A 16746-nucleotide genomic window follows, 5' to 3' on the forward strand; every position below is an offset into this window, starting at 1 on the left:
TGGGTGTTTTAGCCCGCATATGGGAGGCGGCATGACAGAGACGACGAGTGGCCCGGCACGAGGTTCCCGATCCAAGGGATCCAAGGCGGCTGCTAATCGGCAGGGGTTGCGCGGCGAGCGCATCCACACCACCCCCGGCGTACACCCGTACGACGAGGTGGTGTGGGAACGCCGGGACGTCGTCATGACCAACTGGCGCGACGGCTCGGTCAACTTCGAGCAGCGTGGCGTCGAGTTTCCCGACTTCTGGTCGGTGAACGCGGTCAACATCGTCACCAGCAAGTACTTCCGGGGCGCTGTCGGCGCTGACAACCGTGAGAGCAGCCTCAAGCAGCTCATCGACCGTGTCGTCAGGACGTACCGCAAGGCAGGCGAGGAAAACGGATACTTCGCCTCCGCCGCAGATGCCGAACTCTTCGAGCACGAGCTGGCCTACGCCCTGTTGCACCAGGTGTTCAGCTTCAACTCGCCGGTCTGGTTCAACGTCGGAACGGCGCAGCCCCAGCAGGTCAGCGCCTGTTTCATTCTCTCCGTCGACGACTCCATGGAGTCCATCCTCGACTGGTACAAGGAAGAGGGGATGATCTTCAAGGGCGGCTCGGGCGCCGGCCTCAACCTCTCGCGTATCCGGTCCTCGAAGGAGCTGCTCTCGTCCGGGGGCAACGCATCGGGTCCGGTTTCCTTCATGCGTGGCGCCGACGCTTCGGCGGGAACCATCAAGTCCGGTGGCGCGACGCGCCGCGCGGCCAAGATGGTCGTGCTGGATGTCGACCACCCCGACGTCGAGGCCTTCATCGAGACCAAGGTGAAGGAGGAGGAGAAGATCCGCGCCCTGCGTGACGCGGGCTTCGACATGGACCTGGGCGGCGACGACATCACGTCGGTGCAGTACCAGAACGCCAACAACTCCGTCCGGGTGAACGACGAGTTCATGAACGCCGTCGAGGCCGGATCCAAGTTCGGTCTGCGTTCCCGGATGACCGGCGAGGTGATCGAAGAGGTCGATGCCAAGGCTCTCTTCCGGAAGATGGCTGAGGCCGCGCATGTCTGTGCCGACCCCGGTATCCAGTACGACGACACCATCAACCGGTGGCACACCTCGCCCGAGTCGGGCCGGATCACGGCATCCAACCCGTGCAGCGAGTACATGCACCTGGACAACTCGTCGTGCAACCTCGCCTCGCTGAACCTCATGAAGTTCCTGCGCGACGACGACCAGGGCAACCAGTCGTTCGACGCGGAGCGCTTCGCGAAGGTCGTCGAGCTGGTCATCACCGCGATGGACATCTCCATCTGCTTCGCCGACTTCCCCACCGAGAAGATCGGCGAGACCACCCGCGCCTTCCGCCAACTGGGCATCGGCTACGCCAACCTCGGCGCTCTCCTGATGGCGACCGGCCACGCGTACGACAGCGACGGCGGCCGTGCGCTCGCGGGTTCGATCACCTCACTGATGACCGGTACTTCGTACAAGCGCTCCGCCGAACTGGCCGCGGTCGTCGGCCCGTACGACGGCTACGCCCGTAACGCGGATGCCCACAAGCGCGTCATGCGGCAGCACGCGGACGCCAACGCGACCGCCACGCGCACGGACGACCTCGACAGCCCGGTGTGGGCCGCGGCCACCGAGGCCTGGCAGGACGTGCTGCGTCTCGGCGAGAAGAACGGTTTCCGCAACGCGCAGGCCTCCGTGCTCGCGCCGACAGGAACCATCGGCCTGATGATGGACTGCGACACCACGGGCGTCGAGCCGGACCTGGCCCTGGTCAAGTTCAAGAAGCTCGTCGGTGGCGGCTCGATGCAGATCGTGAACAACACGGTCCCCAAGGCCCTCAAGCGGCTGGGTTACCAGCCCGAGCAGGTCGAGGCGATCGTCGCTCACATCGCGGAGCACGGGAACGTCGTCGACGCCCCCGGCCTGCGGCTCGAGCACTACGAGGTCTTCGACTGCGCCATGGGTGAGCGTTCCATCGCTCCCATGGGTCACGTCCGGATGATGGCCGCCGCCCAGCCGTTCCTCTCCGGCGCCATCTCGAAGACGGTCAACATGCCGGCGTCCAGCACGGTCGCGGACGTCGAGGAGATTTATCTCCAGGGCTGGAAGCTCGGCACCAAGGCACTCGCCGTGTACGTCGAGAACTCCAAGGTCGGCCAGCCGCTGTCGGCGAAGACCAAGGACGTCGTCGAGGAGCCGAAGGCCGAGAAGGTCATCGAGTACCGCCCGGTCCGCAAGCGGCTGCCCAAGGGTCGCCCCGGCATCACCACCTCCTTCACGGTCGGCGGCGCCGAGGGCTACATGACCGCCAACTCGTACCCGGACGACGGCCTCGGTGAGGTCTTCCTGAAGATGTCCAAGCAGGGCTCGACCCTCGCAGGCATGATGGACGCCTTCTCGATCGCCGTCTCCGTGGGCATGCAGTACGGCGTTCCGCTGGAGACCTACGTCTCGAAGTTCACCAATATGCGTTTCGAGCCGGCCGGAATGACGGACGACCCGGACGTACGGATGGCTCAGTCGATCGTCGACTACATCTTCCGCCGCCTGGCGCTCGACTTCCTGCCCTTCGAGACGCGCTCGGCGCTCGGGATCCACTCGGCCCAGGAGCGTCAGCGTCACCTGGACACCGGTTCGTACGAGCCCGGTGACGACGATGTGGACGTCGAGGGTCTGTCCCAGTCCGCGCCGCGCGCTGTGGAAATGCCGAAGGCCGTCTCCACCAAGCCGGAAGCGGTGGCGGCGGTCCCGGCTCCGAAGGAGGCGCACAACTCCACTGAGCTGATGGAGATCACGCTCGGCCTGAACGCCGACGCACCGCTCTGCTTCTCCTGCGGCACGAAGATGCGCCGAGCCGGCAGCTGCTACCTCTGCGAGGGCTGCGGCTCGACCAGCGGCTGCAGCTGATCCTGCGGCGGGGCTGCGGGGAGATCCTGGGCAGCCCGGGTAGCTGATCAGCGTTCATCGAGGGGACCGGTCCATGGCCGGTCCCCTCGATGCGTGCCGCCGGAGCGGGTTCGGTTCGGGCGGCCCTGAATGCACTTGGTCCGAGTGCGACCGGCGTCACTCTGCTGGCCGTACGATGGCGCGGTGCTGGTCAAGTGGATTCGCTGCACGGTGACGGACCTCCGGGGGTTCGAGCAGGGGCAGCGGAGGTGGGCGGGGTTGCTGGGCGAGCCGGGTTTCCGGGGACAGGGTGGTGGATGGAGCCGTGGCCGGCAGAGCGTGGCCCATGTCTTCACCTTCTGGGAGAGCCGTCCCTTCTATGATTCGTTCATGGCGCGGTCGCATGATCGGCTCGCTGCCGCGCAGGCGGGTACGCACAAGAATCGCAGCGCCAAAATCTTCGACCACCGCTTCGATGTGAAGACCGGATTCGAGCCGCGCTTCGCGGACGCGGATGTCGTCCGTGTCGCGCACTGTCGGGTGCGTGCGGACCGGACCGAGCACTTCGCACTGATGCAGGAGAAGGTATGGAACCCCGCGATGGCGGGGTCACCGGGGATGCTGCGCGGGTTGTTCGGTCAAGCCCCTGGAGACGAGTTCCTGGTCCTTTCGATGTGGCAGTCGGCGGCCGAGCGCGGGAAATACCGTCCCGAGCGGGTCGAGCGGCTCTCGCTGCGTGCACAGACCGACGCGGATGTGGTGGCGCTGGCCGGGGACATCGTCCAGCTCGAACCCTCCTGGACCGTGTGATCTCCGTCGGCTCTGCCGGGAGGCCGGGACGGTGGTTGCCGATGCAATCTAGGGTTCTGGCATGGCACGACCACAACGCATCGTCCTCGTCCGGCATGGCGAGTCGGAGGGCAATGCCGATGACACGGTGTACGAACGCGAACCCGACCACGCCCTGAGACTCACCGGAACCGGCTGGCGACAAGCCGAGGCGGCGGGGGTACGTCTGCGCCAGGTCTTCGGGCAGGAGACCGTCAGCGCCTACGTTTCGCCCTACCGACGCACCCACGAGACCTTCAGGGCTTTCGGGCTGGACCCGGAAAAGGTGCGGATCAGGGAAGAGCCCAGGCTCCGCGAACAGGACTGGGGGAACTGGCAGGACCGCGATGACGTGAAGCTGCAGAAGGCCTACCGGGACGCCTACGGTCATTTCTTCTACCGTTTCGCCCAGGGGGAGTCCGGCGCGGACGTGTACGACCGGGTCGGCGCCTTCCTGGAGAGCCTGCACCGCAGCTTCGAGTCTCCCGATCACCCGCCGAATGTTCTGCTGGTCACGCACGGGCTGACCATGCGGCTCTTCTGCATGCGCTGGTTTCACTGGTCGGTCGGTGAGTTCGAGGCGCTGTCGAACCCGGGTAACGGGGAGACCCGGACCTTGCTGCTCGGTGCGGACGGCAGATACACGCTTGACCGGCCGTTTGATCACTGGCGTGTCCCGGAGTCCTACGGTGCCACCGGATAGAGTTGTACAGCGATGACCGCTGACTCCGCTTTCCACTCCGTTTCCGGGTCTCTTCCCGAAGCTTTCGGACGTGCCCGGTGCAGCCTGCGTGGGCTCTCCGTGGGAGACGCCCTGGGTTCCCAGTTCTTCGTCCCCGACAACTATCCGCTGCTCGCCAGGTGTGAGCTGCCGCCCGGGCCCTGGCAGTGGACCGACGACACCGAGATGGCCTGCTCGGTCCTGGCCGTGCTGGTATCGCACGGCCGCATCGACCAGGACGCGCTGGCGGCGTCATTCGCCGAGCGGCACGACTTCGACCGTGGTTACGGGCCTGCGGTCAACCGGATGCTCCGGCTGATCAGGGAAGGCGGTGACTGGCGCGAACTGGCCAGTGCCCTCTTCAACGGGCAAGGCTCCTGGGGCAACGGAGCGGCTATGCGGATCGCACCGCTCGGCGCTTGGTACGCCCACGACCCGGAGCAAGCCACTCATCAGGCCGAGATCTCGGCGTACACCACGCATCAGCACCGTGAAGCGGTGGTGGGCAGCATGGCGGTGGCCGCAGCTGCGGCCCTCGCAGCAGCTCCGGGTGGCCCGCCGACTCCTGCCGGATTGCTCGATGGCGTGATCGCGCTGGTTCCGCGCAGTGCGGTGGGCGCGGGGCTGCGCCGGGCCAAGGACATGCTCGATTACGACGATGCGGGGACCGTCGCGGCGGTGCTTGGCTGCGGACGGCGTACCAGCGCGCACGACACCGTGCCGTTCGCCCTCTGGTCCGCGGCCCGCGGCCTGGGCGATTTCGAGCAGGCGTTCTGGACAACGGCCCAGGTGGGCGGTGACGTGGACACGACCTGCGCGATCGTCGGCGGTGTAGTGGCCGCGACAGGACACGCCCAGGCGCCGCCTGAGTGGCTGGACCGGACGGAGCAGCTTCCGGAGTGGGCCCCGTCGCGTCCGTCGTAGCACGACGAACGCGACGGGCGATGGCGTCGACGGAATCAGATCGCTCCAGGGCCGCCGGCCGTACCGCTGAGCGCCTCCAGGTCGCTCTTGCGGACCTGGATGACGAATACGGCGGTGACCACGGCGAGCGCGACAAGAGAGACCGCCGCGACGAACGACATACCGATGCCGTGGGCGAGGACGGCGTCGCTCCAGGGCGCGGGTAGCTTGTGGGTCCTGGCGAAGGTCGCCTTCTGATCAGCAGTTCCGTCGGTGAGGAAGTTCGCCGCCTGTTTCGTCCCCTCGTTGCGGCTCGCGGTGCCGAAGACCGTCGTCAGAATGGACAGGCCGAGCGCGCCACCGACCTGCTGAGTGGTGTTGAGCAGCCCGGAAGCCGCACCGGACTCGTGCTCGGCCACGCCGGAGACGGCAGTGAGTGTCAGGGTCACGAAGTTGAGCCCCATGCCGAATCCGAACAGCACCATGGGGCCGAGCACGCCGCCGACGTACGAGCTGCCCGGGTCGATCATCGTGAGCCAGCCCATGCCGATCCCGGTGAGCACGGTGCCGGTCACCATGAACGGCTTCGGGCCGAGCTTCGGCAGTAGTTGAGTGGAGAGTCCTGCCCCGGTGATGATGGCGACGGTGACGGGCAGAAAGGCCAGCCCTGCCTTGATGGGGCTGTAGTGCAGCACGTTCTGGACGAAGAGCACGATGAAGAAGAACATGCCGAACATCGCCGCGGCGAGGCTGAGCATCATGACGTAGGTGCCGGAGCGGTTGCGGTCGGCGAACATCCGCAGCGGGGTGATGGGCTGCGCCGACCGGCGCTCCACCGCGATGAACGTGAAGAGAAGTACGACCGCGGCGGCGAACGATCCCAGCGTCACGGTGTCGCTCCAGCCGTCATTGGCCGCGCGGATGAACCCGTACACCAGGGCTGCCATTCCGGCTGTCGAAGCGGCGGCGCCGGTGATGTCGAACCGTCCCGGACGCCGTTCCGACTCGACGATGTAACGCGGTGCGAGGAAGGCGATGAAGAGCCCGATCGGCACGTTGACGAAAAGCACCCAGCGCCAGTCGAGCCAGTCGGTGAGCATGCCACCGGCCAGCAGGCCGAGCGCGCCACCGCCCGCGGAGACGCCGGCGAAGACTCCGAAAGCCCGGTTGCGTTCAGGGCCCTCGGGGAACGTGGTGGCTACCAGAGCGAGCGAGGTGGGCGAGGCTATCGCGCCGCCGACTCCCTGCAGGGCGCGGGCTGCCAGCAACTGCCAGGGTTCCTGGGCGAAGCCGCCGAGCAGCGAGGCGAGGGTGAAGAGCAGGATGCCGGTGATGAACATCCGGCGTCGGCCCAGCAGATCCCCGGCTCGCCCACCGAGCAGGAGCAGTCCTCCGAAGGTGAGCGCGTACGCGTTGATCACCCAGGTCAGGTTGTTGGTGGAGAAGCCGAGCGCGGTCTGGATGTGCGGCAGGGCGATGTTCACGATGGTGGCGTCGAGTACCACCATGAGCTGACAGGCGGCGATGACGGTGAGCGCGATACCAGGACGCGCCGGTCGCCGGCCGGAGTTCGGTGCGGATACGTCGCGCAGCGACATATCCAGTTGATCAGAAGACACGAAACTTCCCCCTGGGGCGAGTTGGTGCACTGAGTCGTCCCCCGGGAAGGACAGTAGCCATGCCGACTTAGGGAACGCAAGCGTTCACTAGTGAAGGGATGCGTTCCGGCGGCAGCAAGGAGAGTCGACCTGGGTCCACATTTCGGCGACACTGAAACCACTGATCAAGTGAGGGTGTGCGACCCGGTATCGACGGAGTGGAGCCGATGGTTACTTCGCGCCGGACTGCGGATTCCGAGACACAGCCCGTCTCGCTGCGCCGGCGGGGGCCGGTACTGGAACGCGCGATCCTCGATGCGGCCCTGGAGCAGCTGAGCACGGTCGGCTGGAGCGGCCTCACCATGGAGGGGGTCGCAGCAGGCGCTCAGACGGGGAAGGCCGCCGTCTACCGACGCTGGGCTTCCAAGGAGGATCTGGTCGCCGACGCGCTGATGTCCGGGCTGCCCGACCTGGACCAGGACACCGACTACGGCAGTGTCCGCGAGGATCTCTACCAACTCTGCCGACGGATACGGGACGCGATGTTCTCGAGGCCCGGGTTTGCGCTGAGATCGGTGCTTCACGAGTGCGACCACGTCGCAGCGGAGCGCTTTCACGGACTCATCCTGCAGCAGGTCGCCGAGCCTTCCGCTCGTCGCTTCAACGACGTCGTGCGGCGCGGAATCGAGCGCGGCGACGTCCGTCCTGACGCAGTCAGCACGCTGATCTGTGATGTCGTTCCCGGCCTGATGATGTATCGGTCGAAAGTGTGCGGCAGTGAATTCCCGGATGATGATCTCGCTCGGATGGTGGACGAGGTGATGGTGCCGCTGCTGCGTCCGCGGTCTCGGTGAAGTCTGGTCCGGTACCGGTGTGTCGCCGCCGGTACCAGGCGGCGTAGGCTGGCAGTCGCCATGCCGTACCAACCACCCACGCACGCCGTCGAGCGCTCACTGCGCGCCACCACGGGTGCCAAGATCGTCGCCGGTGTTGACGAGGTCGGACGCGGGGCCTGGGCGGGTCCTGTCACCGTCTGCGCCGCTGTCACCGGACTCCGTCGGCCGCCGGAAGGTCTCACCGACTCCAAGCTCATCAGTCCGAAGCGCCGCACGGAACTGGCGGGGCTGCTGGAGTCCTGGGTCACCGCGTACACGCTCGGACACGCTTCTCCGGAGGAGATCGACGATCTCGGGATGACGGCGGCGCTGCGGCTCGCCGCGGTTCGCGCGCTCGAGATGCTTCCGGTGCGTCCGGACGCTGTGATCCTCGACGGCAAGCACGACTATCTGGGCCTTCCCTGGCGGGTCCGCACCGTGATCAAGGGCGACCAGTCCTGTGTCGCCGTAGCGGCCGCTTCGGTGATCGCCAAGGTGCGCAGGGACGCGATGATGGCCGAACTCGCCATGGAGTCCGAGCTCTGCGACGGTTTCGCCTTTGACGCCAACGCGGGTTACCCCTCGCCGGTGCACAAGGCCGCGCTGGCGGAGCGGGGGCCCACTCCGCACCACCGGCTCACCTGGTCCTATCTGGATGGGCTTCCCCAGTGGCGTCACTTGAAGAAGACCCGTCTCTCCGTAGAGGCTTCCGCTCTGGAAAGCGGGGGCCAACTCGGCTTCGACTTCTGAACTTCCGGTGGGTCGGCGGCGAACCATTCCGCTCGAACAGCACTGATGTGCCCACCCGGTGGTGCTGTGTGCGCTGCCGTTTGATAGACAACCATCCATGCCTCTCATCCCCGAGGAGCCTCAGATTCACGAGAGTGCCCAGGGTCCCGGCGTTGCCCCGGCCGCCAGCCGCGCCACGTCGACCCCCCGTCCCGTACCCGGTCCGCGTCCTGCGGCCGTGCCACGCCCCGCTCGTCCGGGGCCCCGTCCAGTCGGCAGGCCGGCGCCTTCGGCGCCTCCTGCTCAGCGGACATCCTCCGTTCAGCGTTCGGAGACCCCGGCGGGAACCCATGCGGAGAACCGTTCGGGTAACCGGTCGGCGACCCGCCCTGACGCAGCCCCGACCGTTGCTCCGACCCCACAGATCCAGTTGATCCCCGCTCCGCTCGACGGCGCGCTCGACGCTGCCGAAGAGGCGGTCGATCTGCTGCTCGACACCGGTCGCCTGCCCGGAGACATCCTGGTGCTCACGACCGGTGAGCCGCACCCGTGGGCAGCCCACGAGCTGTCCTTCGGCGAAGCGTCCTACTGGGCTCAGCACGACGCCCGCGAGGACGTCTTCTATGCGGATGCCTCCGCTGTCGGGCGTGCGAAGGCCCGCCCCGTCGTGATCGTGGCCATCAACGGCGGGACCGACGACGCCGTGGGCCGGGTGCTGCCGGCAGCCAGGGAGCGGACGGGAACGCTGCTGATCGTCTGCGGCGACCCCCAGCGCGTCAACGCGGCGCTCGGCGCCGGCGTCTGAGTCGCGCACGTCGGTGTGCCCGGCCCGGCACCCCCTGGGTGACGGGCCGGGCACACCGACGTCCTGCCGCCGCGTCGGTCGGTCTGCGCTGAGAGTCGGCACGCTTGCGCGTCAGCAGGCGTTGCGGGTCCTCTGCCCCGGTCAGCGCGCCGCTGCCTTGCTCATCGCGGCCGCGGCTCCTGAACGCAGCGGTGCGGGATCCGCGTCAGCTCCGGTGTGTGCGATGCCGGATGGCTGTGACAGCGAGTTGGGCCGTCGGCCACCGCGACCCTCGCCCAGTACCTGCCAGCCCCCCCGGGTGAGGGTGATGTACGCCCCGCAGCGCAACCCGTGCAGGGTGCACGCGTCCCGCAGCCCCCACATCCACGCCCCGTCTTCCTCGGTCCAGCGTTCATCACCTTCGCGGCAGTAGAGCAGCACGGCGGTGCGTACGGGGGTGCGGCGCCGGAGGTCGTGGGGGACGACCCGGCGCAGATGCGCGAGCAGTGCGTTGCGGAAATCCCATCCGTCGGCCGGCGTGGGACGCCGGGTGAATGAGGCGCTGGCGGTGAGCCGCTCTTCATGGTCGAGCACAGCGACGACGGCTGTCGAAGGGACGGGAAGGTGCCTGGAGTGCAGGCCGCCGACCACCTCGCGAGGGTTGCGCAGCAACGGTATGCCGGCGGCTGCCCATTCGGAGGGTTCAAGGAGCCTGCCGAGCCGGTTCGTGGAGTCGGCGGACATGGACGTCGATGAGGCTGTCAGGGCGGCGGACGGAGCGAATCCGAAGGTCACGGTCCTCCCTTCGCATACGCGCCCACGGTGCGGGCAGGGTCGAGTGAGGCGCACCGGGGCACAGCTCATGGAAACCACAGGCGAACCGTGCGGGGGAGCGGCTTCAATTCTTCCTGTCGTAAGGGCAGGCGGCAACGAGCAATTGAGGCAGCTGACTGGAATCTTCTGGTATGGCACACATATCCCTGCCCAGACAGCCCGCGGATGACTCCTGCCGTCATCCCTGAACGGCGAGGACCAGGGGGAACACCCCCTTCGCTGCTGACCGGCACAGCAACCGAGCCGTGACCGCGAGCGTCCATCCGCTCTCGGAGAGATCGTCGATGAGCAGGACTGGGCCGTCGGCCGAGCTCAGCGCGGCGGCCAGAGCAGGCGGCACGGTGAACGCCGAATGCAGAGCCCGCACCCGCTGGGCGCTGTTGCTCCGGGGAATGCGCTCGTGAGCGCTCTGTGCATACTCGACCCGACCGAGCAGAGGCATACGGCCGACCTCCGCGATGTGTCTGCCGAGCGATTCGATGAGTTCCGGCCGGGTGCGGGAGGCAATGGTGACCACGCCAACCGGCCGCGGCGGGGCGTCGCTCTCGCCGCATGCCCAGCCGCCGGGCCCCCGGGCCCAGTCGGCCAGTACAGTCACCACAGCATCGGCCACGTCCTCCGGGACCGTGGTGTCAGAGGCCTGTGGAGCGAGCATCGGTCGCAGCCTGTTGCCCCAGCCGATGTCCGAAAGTCGGCCCAACGCGCGTCCGGGCAGGGCGCGTTCTGCCTGAGCGATACGTCCCTTGAGTTCGACGCCGACCGCTGCGAGCCCGGTGGGCCACATCTTTCGAGGCTCCACTTCGACGCCCGGCCTGCCGAGTTCGCCGCGCGCACGCTCCAACGCGGTCTCGGACACACCTGCGGAGAACCGGCTGCCCGCACAGTTGTCGCACCGCCCGCAGGGCGCCGCTTCCTCGTCGTCCAGCTGTCGGCGGAGAAACTCCATCCGGCAGCCGATCGTCGTGGCGTAGTCACGCATCGCTTGCTGTTCGGACGCGCGCTGCTTGGCCACCCATGCATAACGCTCCGCGTCATAGATCCAGGGCTGCCCCGTGGTGGTCCAACCGCCCTTCACCCGGTTCACCGCGCCGTCGACGTCAAGGACCTTCAGCATGGTCTCCAGCCGGGTGCGCCTCAGGTCAACAAGGGGCTCGATGGCGGGCAGCGAGAGAGGCCTTCCCGACTGGGCGAGCACATCGAGGGTGCGACGCACCTGGTCCTCGGGTGGGAAGGCGACCGAGGCGAAGTACCTCCAGATCGCCTCATCCTCTTTCCCGGGCAGCAACAGCACCTCCGCGTGCTCCACGCCGCGGCCGGCGCGGCCCACCTGCTGGTAGTAGGCGATGGGGGAGGAGGGAGAGCCCAGGTGGACCACGAACCCGAGATCCGGCTTGTCGAACCCCATGCCCAGGGCGGACGTGGCGACCAGGGCTTTGACACGGTTGGCGAGCAGATCCTCCTCCGCCTGCTGGCGGTCCGCGTTCTCCGTCTTCCCGGTGTACGAGGAGACAGTGTGACCGCGCTGGCGCAGGTGGGCGGTGACCTCCTCGGCCGCGGCGACCGTGAGGGTGTAGATGATCCCGGAGCCCGGAAGCTCGCTGATGTGGTCGGCAAGCCACGCCAGACGGTGCGCGGCGTCGGGGAGCTGGACGACGCCCAAGCTCAGGCTCTCGCGATCCAGCGGACCTCGGAGGACAAGGGCGTCGGTGCCCGAGCCGGTGCCGAGCTGATCCGCGACGTCGGCGGTGACCCGCGCGTTCGCCGTGGCGGTCGTGGCGAGCACCGGAACACCGGACGGCAGGTCGGCCAGCATGGTGCGCAGCCGGCGGTAGTCGGGCCGGAAGTCATGACCCCAGTCGGAGATGCAGTGGGCTTCGTCTACCACCAGAAGCCCAGTGGCGGCCGAGAGTTTCGGCAGTACATCGTCGCGGAAATCCGGGTTATTGAGCCGCTCGGGGCTGACCAGCAGCACATCGACCTCGCCCACGGCGATCTCGGCCTGGACCGCTTCCCACTCCTCCGGGTTCGAGGAGTTGATGGTCCGCGCACGGATGCCTGCCCGTGCCGCGGCTTCCACCTGGTTGCGCATCAGGGCCAGCAGCGGGGAGACAATCACCGTCGGACCGCTGCCCTGCGCCCGCAGCAGGGAAGTCGCCACGAAGTACACAGCGGACTTGCCCCAGCCGGTCCGCTGCACGACCAGTGCTCGCCGCTTGTCGGCGACGAGTGCCTCGATGGCTCGCCACTGGTCCTCGCGCAGCACGGCGGAACCGGTGGGCTCACCGACGAGACGGGCCAGGACGGCATTGGCCGATGCCCTGAGGTGGGAACGGTCTGAGTTGGTCATGCTCCCATGCAACCCGATGGCACCGACAATCCGCGAATGCCGGCCACAGCCCTGTGGATAAAGTTATCCACAGGGGTCGCGGGCTCGGGGCAATCACGGGATCTTCGAGTCATGAACGAGCACCACGAATCTGCCGGTCCTCCGTCCACCCAGGAGCAGGTCACGCTGCGTGGCCCCGCTGAACTTGCCGATGCCCTTCCGTATTTGCTGGGTTTCCATCCCAGCAACTCGGTGGTGATGGTCGCGCTGCACGGCCGGAGGGGCCGCTTCGGCGGCCGCCTCAGGGTCGGAATTCCTCCTTCACCGAGCGAGTGGCAGCCGGTCGCCGAGCAGCTTGCTGAAGGCTTGATCAGCGGCAGCGAGCGGCGCGGTCCCCGCCCTGAAGGGGTCATTGTCTTTCTTTGTCAGGATCCGGAAGCGGGAGAGAAGCCCGCTGCCGTCATGGAGCGGCTTCGTCCCTTCGCCCAGCAGTTGCGCACGGCGTGTGGCGCCCTCGACGTCCCGGTGCCCGAAGCACTGTGCATCTCCGATGGCAGGTTCTGGTCGTATTGCTGTCCGGATGCCCGCTGCTGTCCGCCCGAGGGAAGCGCACTGGCTCTGCCGGGTACTTCGGTCATGGCCGCGGCCGCCGCGTACGCAGGGATTCAGGTGTGTGGATCCCTCGAGGAGATGGAAGCCAGGCTGACTCCCTGGCAGCGGCCACGTACGACCTCACAGGAGCGGGCGTTGGACGAGGCGGCCGCGGTCCTCGTGCCCAGGATTCTAGCTGGGGCGGACCGCGAGCAGGTGGGTGACGAGACTCTGGAAGCCGCCCGGCGCTTGGTCCGCCGCATCGAGCAGACTCCGCAGCCGCCCGGCTGGGCACAGGCGGACGCTGCGGATGACGAGCTCATCACGGATGCGGAAGCCGCAGCGGTCCTCCTGGGCCTGCAGGACCGTACAACCCGTGACCGGGCGGCCGAATGGATGGAAGGCCCGGCCGCCGGTTCGGTTCTGCGGCTGTGGCGCGCGTTGTCCCGTCGTTGCGTCGGCTCGTATGCCGAATACGGCGCGGCACCGCTCACTCTGGCTGGTTGGGTGGCCTGGTCCACCGGTGACGAACCGGGCGCTCGGGTTGCTCTCGGCCGGGCCCTGCGTCTTGATCCGCAGTACACCTTCGCGCGGCTGCTCCATCAGGCATGCAACGAGGGGCTTGATCCAAAGGCGCTGCGACACTGTCTGCGGAAGGAGCGCAGCGGCCGGATGACAAAGCGAGGGCAGCCGGGGGAGCCCGGTGGAAGGAGGCCTGCCAAGGCCCCTGACACGCGTCGTGACGGGCCATCGGGCGCCGTCCGTCCCGACACTGCCGGGGCCCGTGACCGTGCCGGCCGGCGCAGCGGCCGGCGTGGCACGAGGAGCGGGCGATGACGCCGAGAAGCGTGTTTATCGTCAGTGAGACGACTATGATCACGCCATGTCGCCTTACGACCCGTCGGCCTTCCCGCCCTTTGCTGTCACCGTCGACCTGGTTGTTCTTACTGTGCGGCGCCATGCGCTGTGTGCGCTGGTGGTGCGCCGCGGGGAGGCGCCGTTCCAGGGCCGGTGGGCGCTGCCCGGCGGCTTCGTCAAGGCGGACGAGGATCTGGGGGCCGCAGCGGCAAGGGAACTGGCGGAAGAAACGGGGCTGTGTGCTCACGACCCCTCGACGCCCGTGCCGGGCCCGGGCCGGATCGCCGGGAACGGTGCCCACCTGGAACAGCTCGGCACCTACGGCGACCCCGAGCGCGACCCGCGGATGAGAGTCGTCAGTGTGGCGCATCTGGCACTGGCGCCCGATCTGCCCGCACCCAGGGCGGGGGGCGACGCCAACAGTGCGCGGTGGGCGCCTGTGGAAGAACTGCTTGGCTGGGAGAGCGACCTTGCCAGAGCCGGCCATACGCCCGCTCCGCTGGCCTTCGACCACGCACGCATCCTTGCGGACGGGGTGGAGCGAGCGCGCTCAAAGATCGAATACTCATCGCTCGCCACTGCGTTCTGTCCGCTGGAGTTCACCGTTGGCGAGCTCCGCCGGGTGTATGAGGCGGTATGGGGCGTAGCCCTGGATCCTCGTAATTTTCATCGCAAGGTGACCGGCACGCCGGGTTTCCTCGTCCCGTCGGGAGGGACGACGACCCGCCAAGGAGGCCGACCCGCTCAGCTGTTCCGTGCTGGAGGTGCCACGCTGCTCAACCCCCCGATGCTTCGCCCCGAGGTCTGACTTTCTCCGCGATCCTGCGCAGAAAGTCCTAAATGTCGCGTTATCTTGCTGCGGTAGCCACGCTGCCGCCAGGCGGTTCCGCCACCCGCGAGAGAAGCGATGCTCCAGGCCATCGGACTCACCAGCACCCACCGCCGGGATCGCCCGCTCGCTGTGGAGGATCTGAGCTTTCAGGCCGGCCCCGGCCGCGTCACTGCGCTTCTCGGGGCCCGCGGGTCCGGCAAGACCACGGCTCTGCGGCTGATGCTCGAGCTGGAGCAAGGACGCGGCATCACCTACTTCCGCGGCCTTCCGCTGCACCGGATCGCTTCTCCTGCGGGGGAGGTGGGGATCCTGCTGGGCGACGTGCCCGGCCATCCGGCGCGCACCGTCCGCAACCAGCTCCGCATGCTTTGCGCGGCGTCCGGGGTGCCGGGTTCCCGTGCGGACGAGCTGCTGGAAATGGTCGGCCTCGGCGGACTGGCCGGGCACCGGGTCGGCGCGCTGTCCCTGGGCATGGACCGAAGACTCGGGCTTGCTGCGGCGTTGCTGGCCGACCCGCACGCACTGCTGCTCGACGAGCCTGTGGCAGGACTGGCGCCCAGCGACACGGGCTGGCTGTTCGGTCTGCTCCGCAGCCATGCCGCCCAAGGCGGCACCGTCCTGTACACGACCAGTGATTCCAAGGCGGCCGCTCGTTACGCCGATCATGTCGTCACCATCGACTCCGGCCGCCTGGTCGCGGACCAGGACGCTGCCGAATTCGCACGTACCCGACTCCGTCCGCGGGTCGCGGTACGCACACCGCATACCGCCCGTCTCGCCGGCCTCCTGACCCGGGAGGCCCGCGCGAGTCAGCGCTCCGTGGAGGTCGTGGCCGAGAGCGGCAGCCGCCTCTCTGTGTACGGCAGCAGTTGCGCAGAGGTCGGGGACACGGCCTTCCGCCACGGGATCCCCATCCATCAGCTCGCTGACGAGATCGGCGACATGGGACCCACGGGGCTGCCTGACGATCACCGCCCGGAGTCCGTGACGCGCCTGACGCGCGCCCCGCTCAGGACCGAGGTCTCCGAGTCGGTCCCTGCCCCTCCGGCTGCCCTTGTCCCGGCAGGGCGCGCTTCCGAGGATGGCTCCGATATGCCGCCGCCGATCGTCCGTCGTCCGGATCACGGTCCGGTCAGACCACTGCGCTACGAGTTGCACAGGCTTTTCGGTGTCCGGATGCCGATTCTCACCGCGGGCGCGGTCCTCTTCCTCTCTGCCGTTCTGGCAGCGCTCCTGGGCAGGTCGGGTCAGACGCCGATGCCGCAACTGCTGGCAGCGTGGCCCCGGATTCTGCCGTTGCCGCCCGCCGCACTGGGGGCCGGTCTTCTGGGCTCTCTCGCCTTCGGTGACGAGTACCGCTACCCCGCCCTTGCCGCTCGGCACGGTGTCGTGCCCCGTCGTTTCGGGCTGTTGGCTGCCAAGCTCGCGGTGTCGGCCGGCATCGCGATCTTCCTCGCGGTGACGGCCGCAGTTGCCGATCTCGCAACTCTGCACCTCCTGTACGGCGGAGATGTGTCCGGCCCTCCCCAGGACTGGCGTCACCTCCTGGTCAGTTGGGCAGGGCTGACTGTGGGATGCGCGTGGGCGGGGTTGCTGGGGGCAGGCGTATTCCGAAGCACCACCGCCGGGCTGGCTGCTGTGCTGGCGGTCCCGGTCGTCATGGTGCCGCTGCTACAGGCGGCGATTGCGGGCCCGGCTGCGCGTTCGATCGTCGGTCTCCCGACGAGACTGCGCGAACTGGCCTGGGTGGAGTGGCCGCACCAGGCGGACCGTTGGATGATCGCATTCCTGCGCCTGGCGACTCAGCCCGTCGCGGCGGCGCTCGCACTGTCGCTGTCGGTTCTGCTCTGCGCATATCTGCTCACTGGCGTTCGTGGCAGGGCCCGTTGGTGAGCGACGCGGGCCTTCTCCACAGCGGACTGCGCACAACTTCTCGGAGAATGCCCACATCTTTCCGATAAGGCGTCAAGTACAGGGAGATCGGTG

The 16746-nt window shown here is 68.0% G+C and carries 13 protein-coding genes; 10 read left to right on the forward strand and 3 right to left on the reverse strand.

From position 1 onward, the window contains the following. Window positions 1–31: 31 nt before the first annotated feature. The 4 genes from AB0436_RS27235 (at window position 32) to AB0436_RS27250 (ending at window position 5354) form a co-directional block, all read left to right on the forward strand. Complete coding sequence (locus tag AB0436_RS27235; protein ID WP_366470589.1) at window positions 32–2902, forward strand: vitamin B12-dependent ribonucleotide reductase; 2871 nt, start codon at window positions 32–34, stop codon at window positions 2900–2902. A 183-nt stretch (window positions 2903–3085) separates the two neighbouring features. Further along, window positions 3086–3691, forward strand: coding sequence for a YdbC family protein (locus tag AB0436_RS27240; protein ID WP_366470590.1), 606 nt, complete (start codon window positions 3086–3088; stop codon window positions 3689–3691). Between the two features lie 61 nt (window positions 3692–3752). Further along, complete coding sequence (locus AB0436_RS27245) at window positions 3753–4412, forward strand: histidine phosphatase family protein (protein ID WP_366470591.1); 660 nt, start codon at window positions 3753–3755, stop codon at window positions 4410–4412. 12 nt (window positions 4413–4424) lie between these two features. Beyond that, window positions 4425–5354, forward strand: coding sequence for an ADP-ribosylglycohydrolase family protein (locus AB0436_RS27250; protein WP_366470592.1), 930 nt, complete (start codon window positions 4425–4427; stop codon window positions 5352–5354). A 35-nt stretch (window positions 5355–5389) separates the two neighbouring features. On the opposite strand, the gene AB0436_RS27255 is transcribed toward AB0436_RS27250, so the two are convergent. Continuing rightward, complete coding sequence (locus AB0436_RS27255; RefSeq protein WP_366470629.1) at window positions 5390–6931, reverse strand: MFS transporter; 1542 nt, start codon at window positions 6929–6931, stop codon at window positions 5390–5392. Between the two features lie 227 nt (window positions 6932–7158). On the opposite strand from AB0436_RS27255, the gene AB0436_RS27260 reads away from it, so the two are divergent. The 3 genes from AB0436_RS27260 (at window position 7159) to AB0436_RS27270 (ending at window position 9340) form a co-directional block, all read left to right on the forward strand. Further along, window positions 7159–7785 carry a TetR/AcrR family transcriptional regulator gene (locus AB0436_RS27260; protein WP_366470593.1) on the forward strand — a complete coding sequence of 209 codons (627 nt, stop codon included), beginning with the start codon at window positions 7159–7161 and terminating at the stop codon, window positions 7783–7785. A 60-nt stretch (window positions 7786–7845) separates the two neighbouring features. Beyond that, window positions 7846–8556: a ribonuclease HII gene (locus tag AB0436_RS27265; RefSeq protein ID WP_366470594.1), complete on the forward strand. Its 711-nt coding sequence runs from the start codon at window positions 7846–7848 to the stop codon at window positions 8554–8556. Window positions 8557–8653: 97 nt separating this feature from the next. Continuing rightward, entirely contained in the window at window positions 8654–9340 is a 687-nt protein-coding gene (locus AB0436_RS27270) for a hypothetical protein (RefSeq protein ID WP_366470595.1), read from the forward strand. 141 nt (window positions 9341–9481) lie between these two features. On the opposite strand, the gene AB0436_RS27275 is transcribed toward AB0436_RS27270, so the two are convergent. Both AB0436_RS27275 and AB0436_RS27280 read right to left on the reverse strand, forming a co-directional pair. Further along, the gene (locus AB0436_RS27275) at window positions 9482–10114 is read right to left on the reverse strand and encodes a hypothetical protein (RefSeq protein WP_366470596.1); all 633 of its coding nucleotides are present in this window, start codon (window positions 10112–10114) and stop codon (window positions 9482–9484) included. A gap of 217 nt (window positions 10115–10331) precedes the next feature. Beyond that, window positions 10332–12500, reverse strand: a complete 2169-nt coding sequence (locus AB0436_RS27280; protein ID WP_366470597.1) for a RecQ family ATP-dependent DNA helicase — start codon at window positions 12498–12500, stop codon at window positions 10332–10334. 111 nt (window positions 12501–12611) lie between these two features. On the opposite strand from AB0436_RS27280, the gene AB0436_RS27285 reads away from it, so the two are divergent. From AB0436_RS27285 to AB0436_RS27295, 3 genes are all read left to right on the forward strand, one after another. Beyond that, complete coding sequence (locus AB0436_RS27285) at window positions 12612–13907, forward strand: DUF4192 domain-containing protein (RefSeq protein WP_366470598.1); 1296 nt, start codon at window positions 12612–12614, stop codon at window positions 13905–13907. A gap of 46 nt (window positions 13908–13953) precedes the next feature. After that, window positions 13954–14736 carry an NUDIX domain-containing protein gene (locus AB0436_RS27290; RefSeq protein WP_366470599.1) on the forward strand — a complete coding sequence of 261 codons (783 nt, stop codon included), beginning with the start codon at window positions 13954–13956 and terminating at the stop codon, window positions 14734–14736. 99 nt (window positions 14737–14835) lie between these two features. After that, window positions 14836–16653 (forward strand): ATP-binding cassette domain-containing protein, encoded by a 1818-nt coding sequence (locus AB0436_RS27295; protein ID WP_366470600.1) that lies wholly within the window; start codon window positions 14836–14838, stop codon window positions 16651–16653. The last annotated feature ends 93 nt before the right edge of the window (window positions 16654–16746 follow it).

The organism is Streptomyces sp. NPDC051322, assembly GCF_040689485.1.
GTDB lineage: Bacteria > Actinomycetota > Actinomycetes > Streptomycetales > Streptomycetaceae > Streptomyces.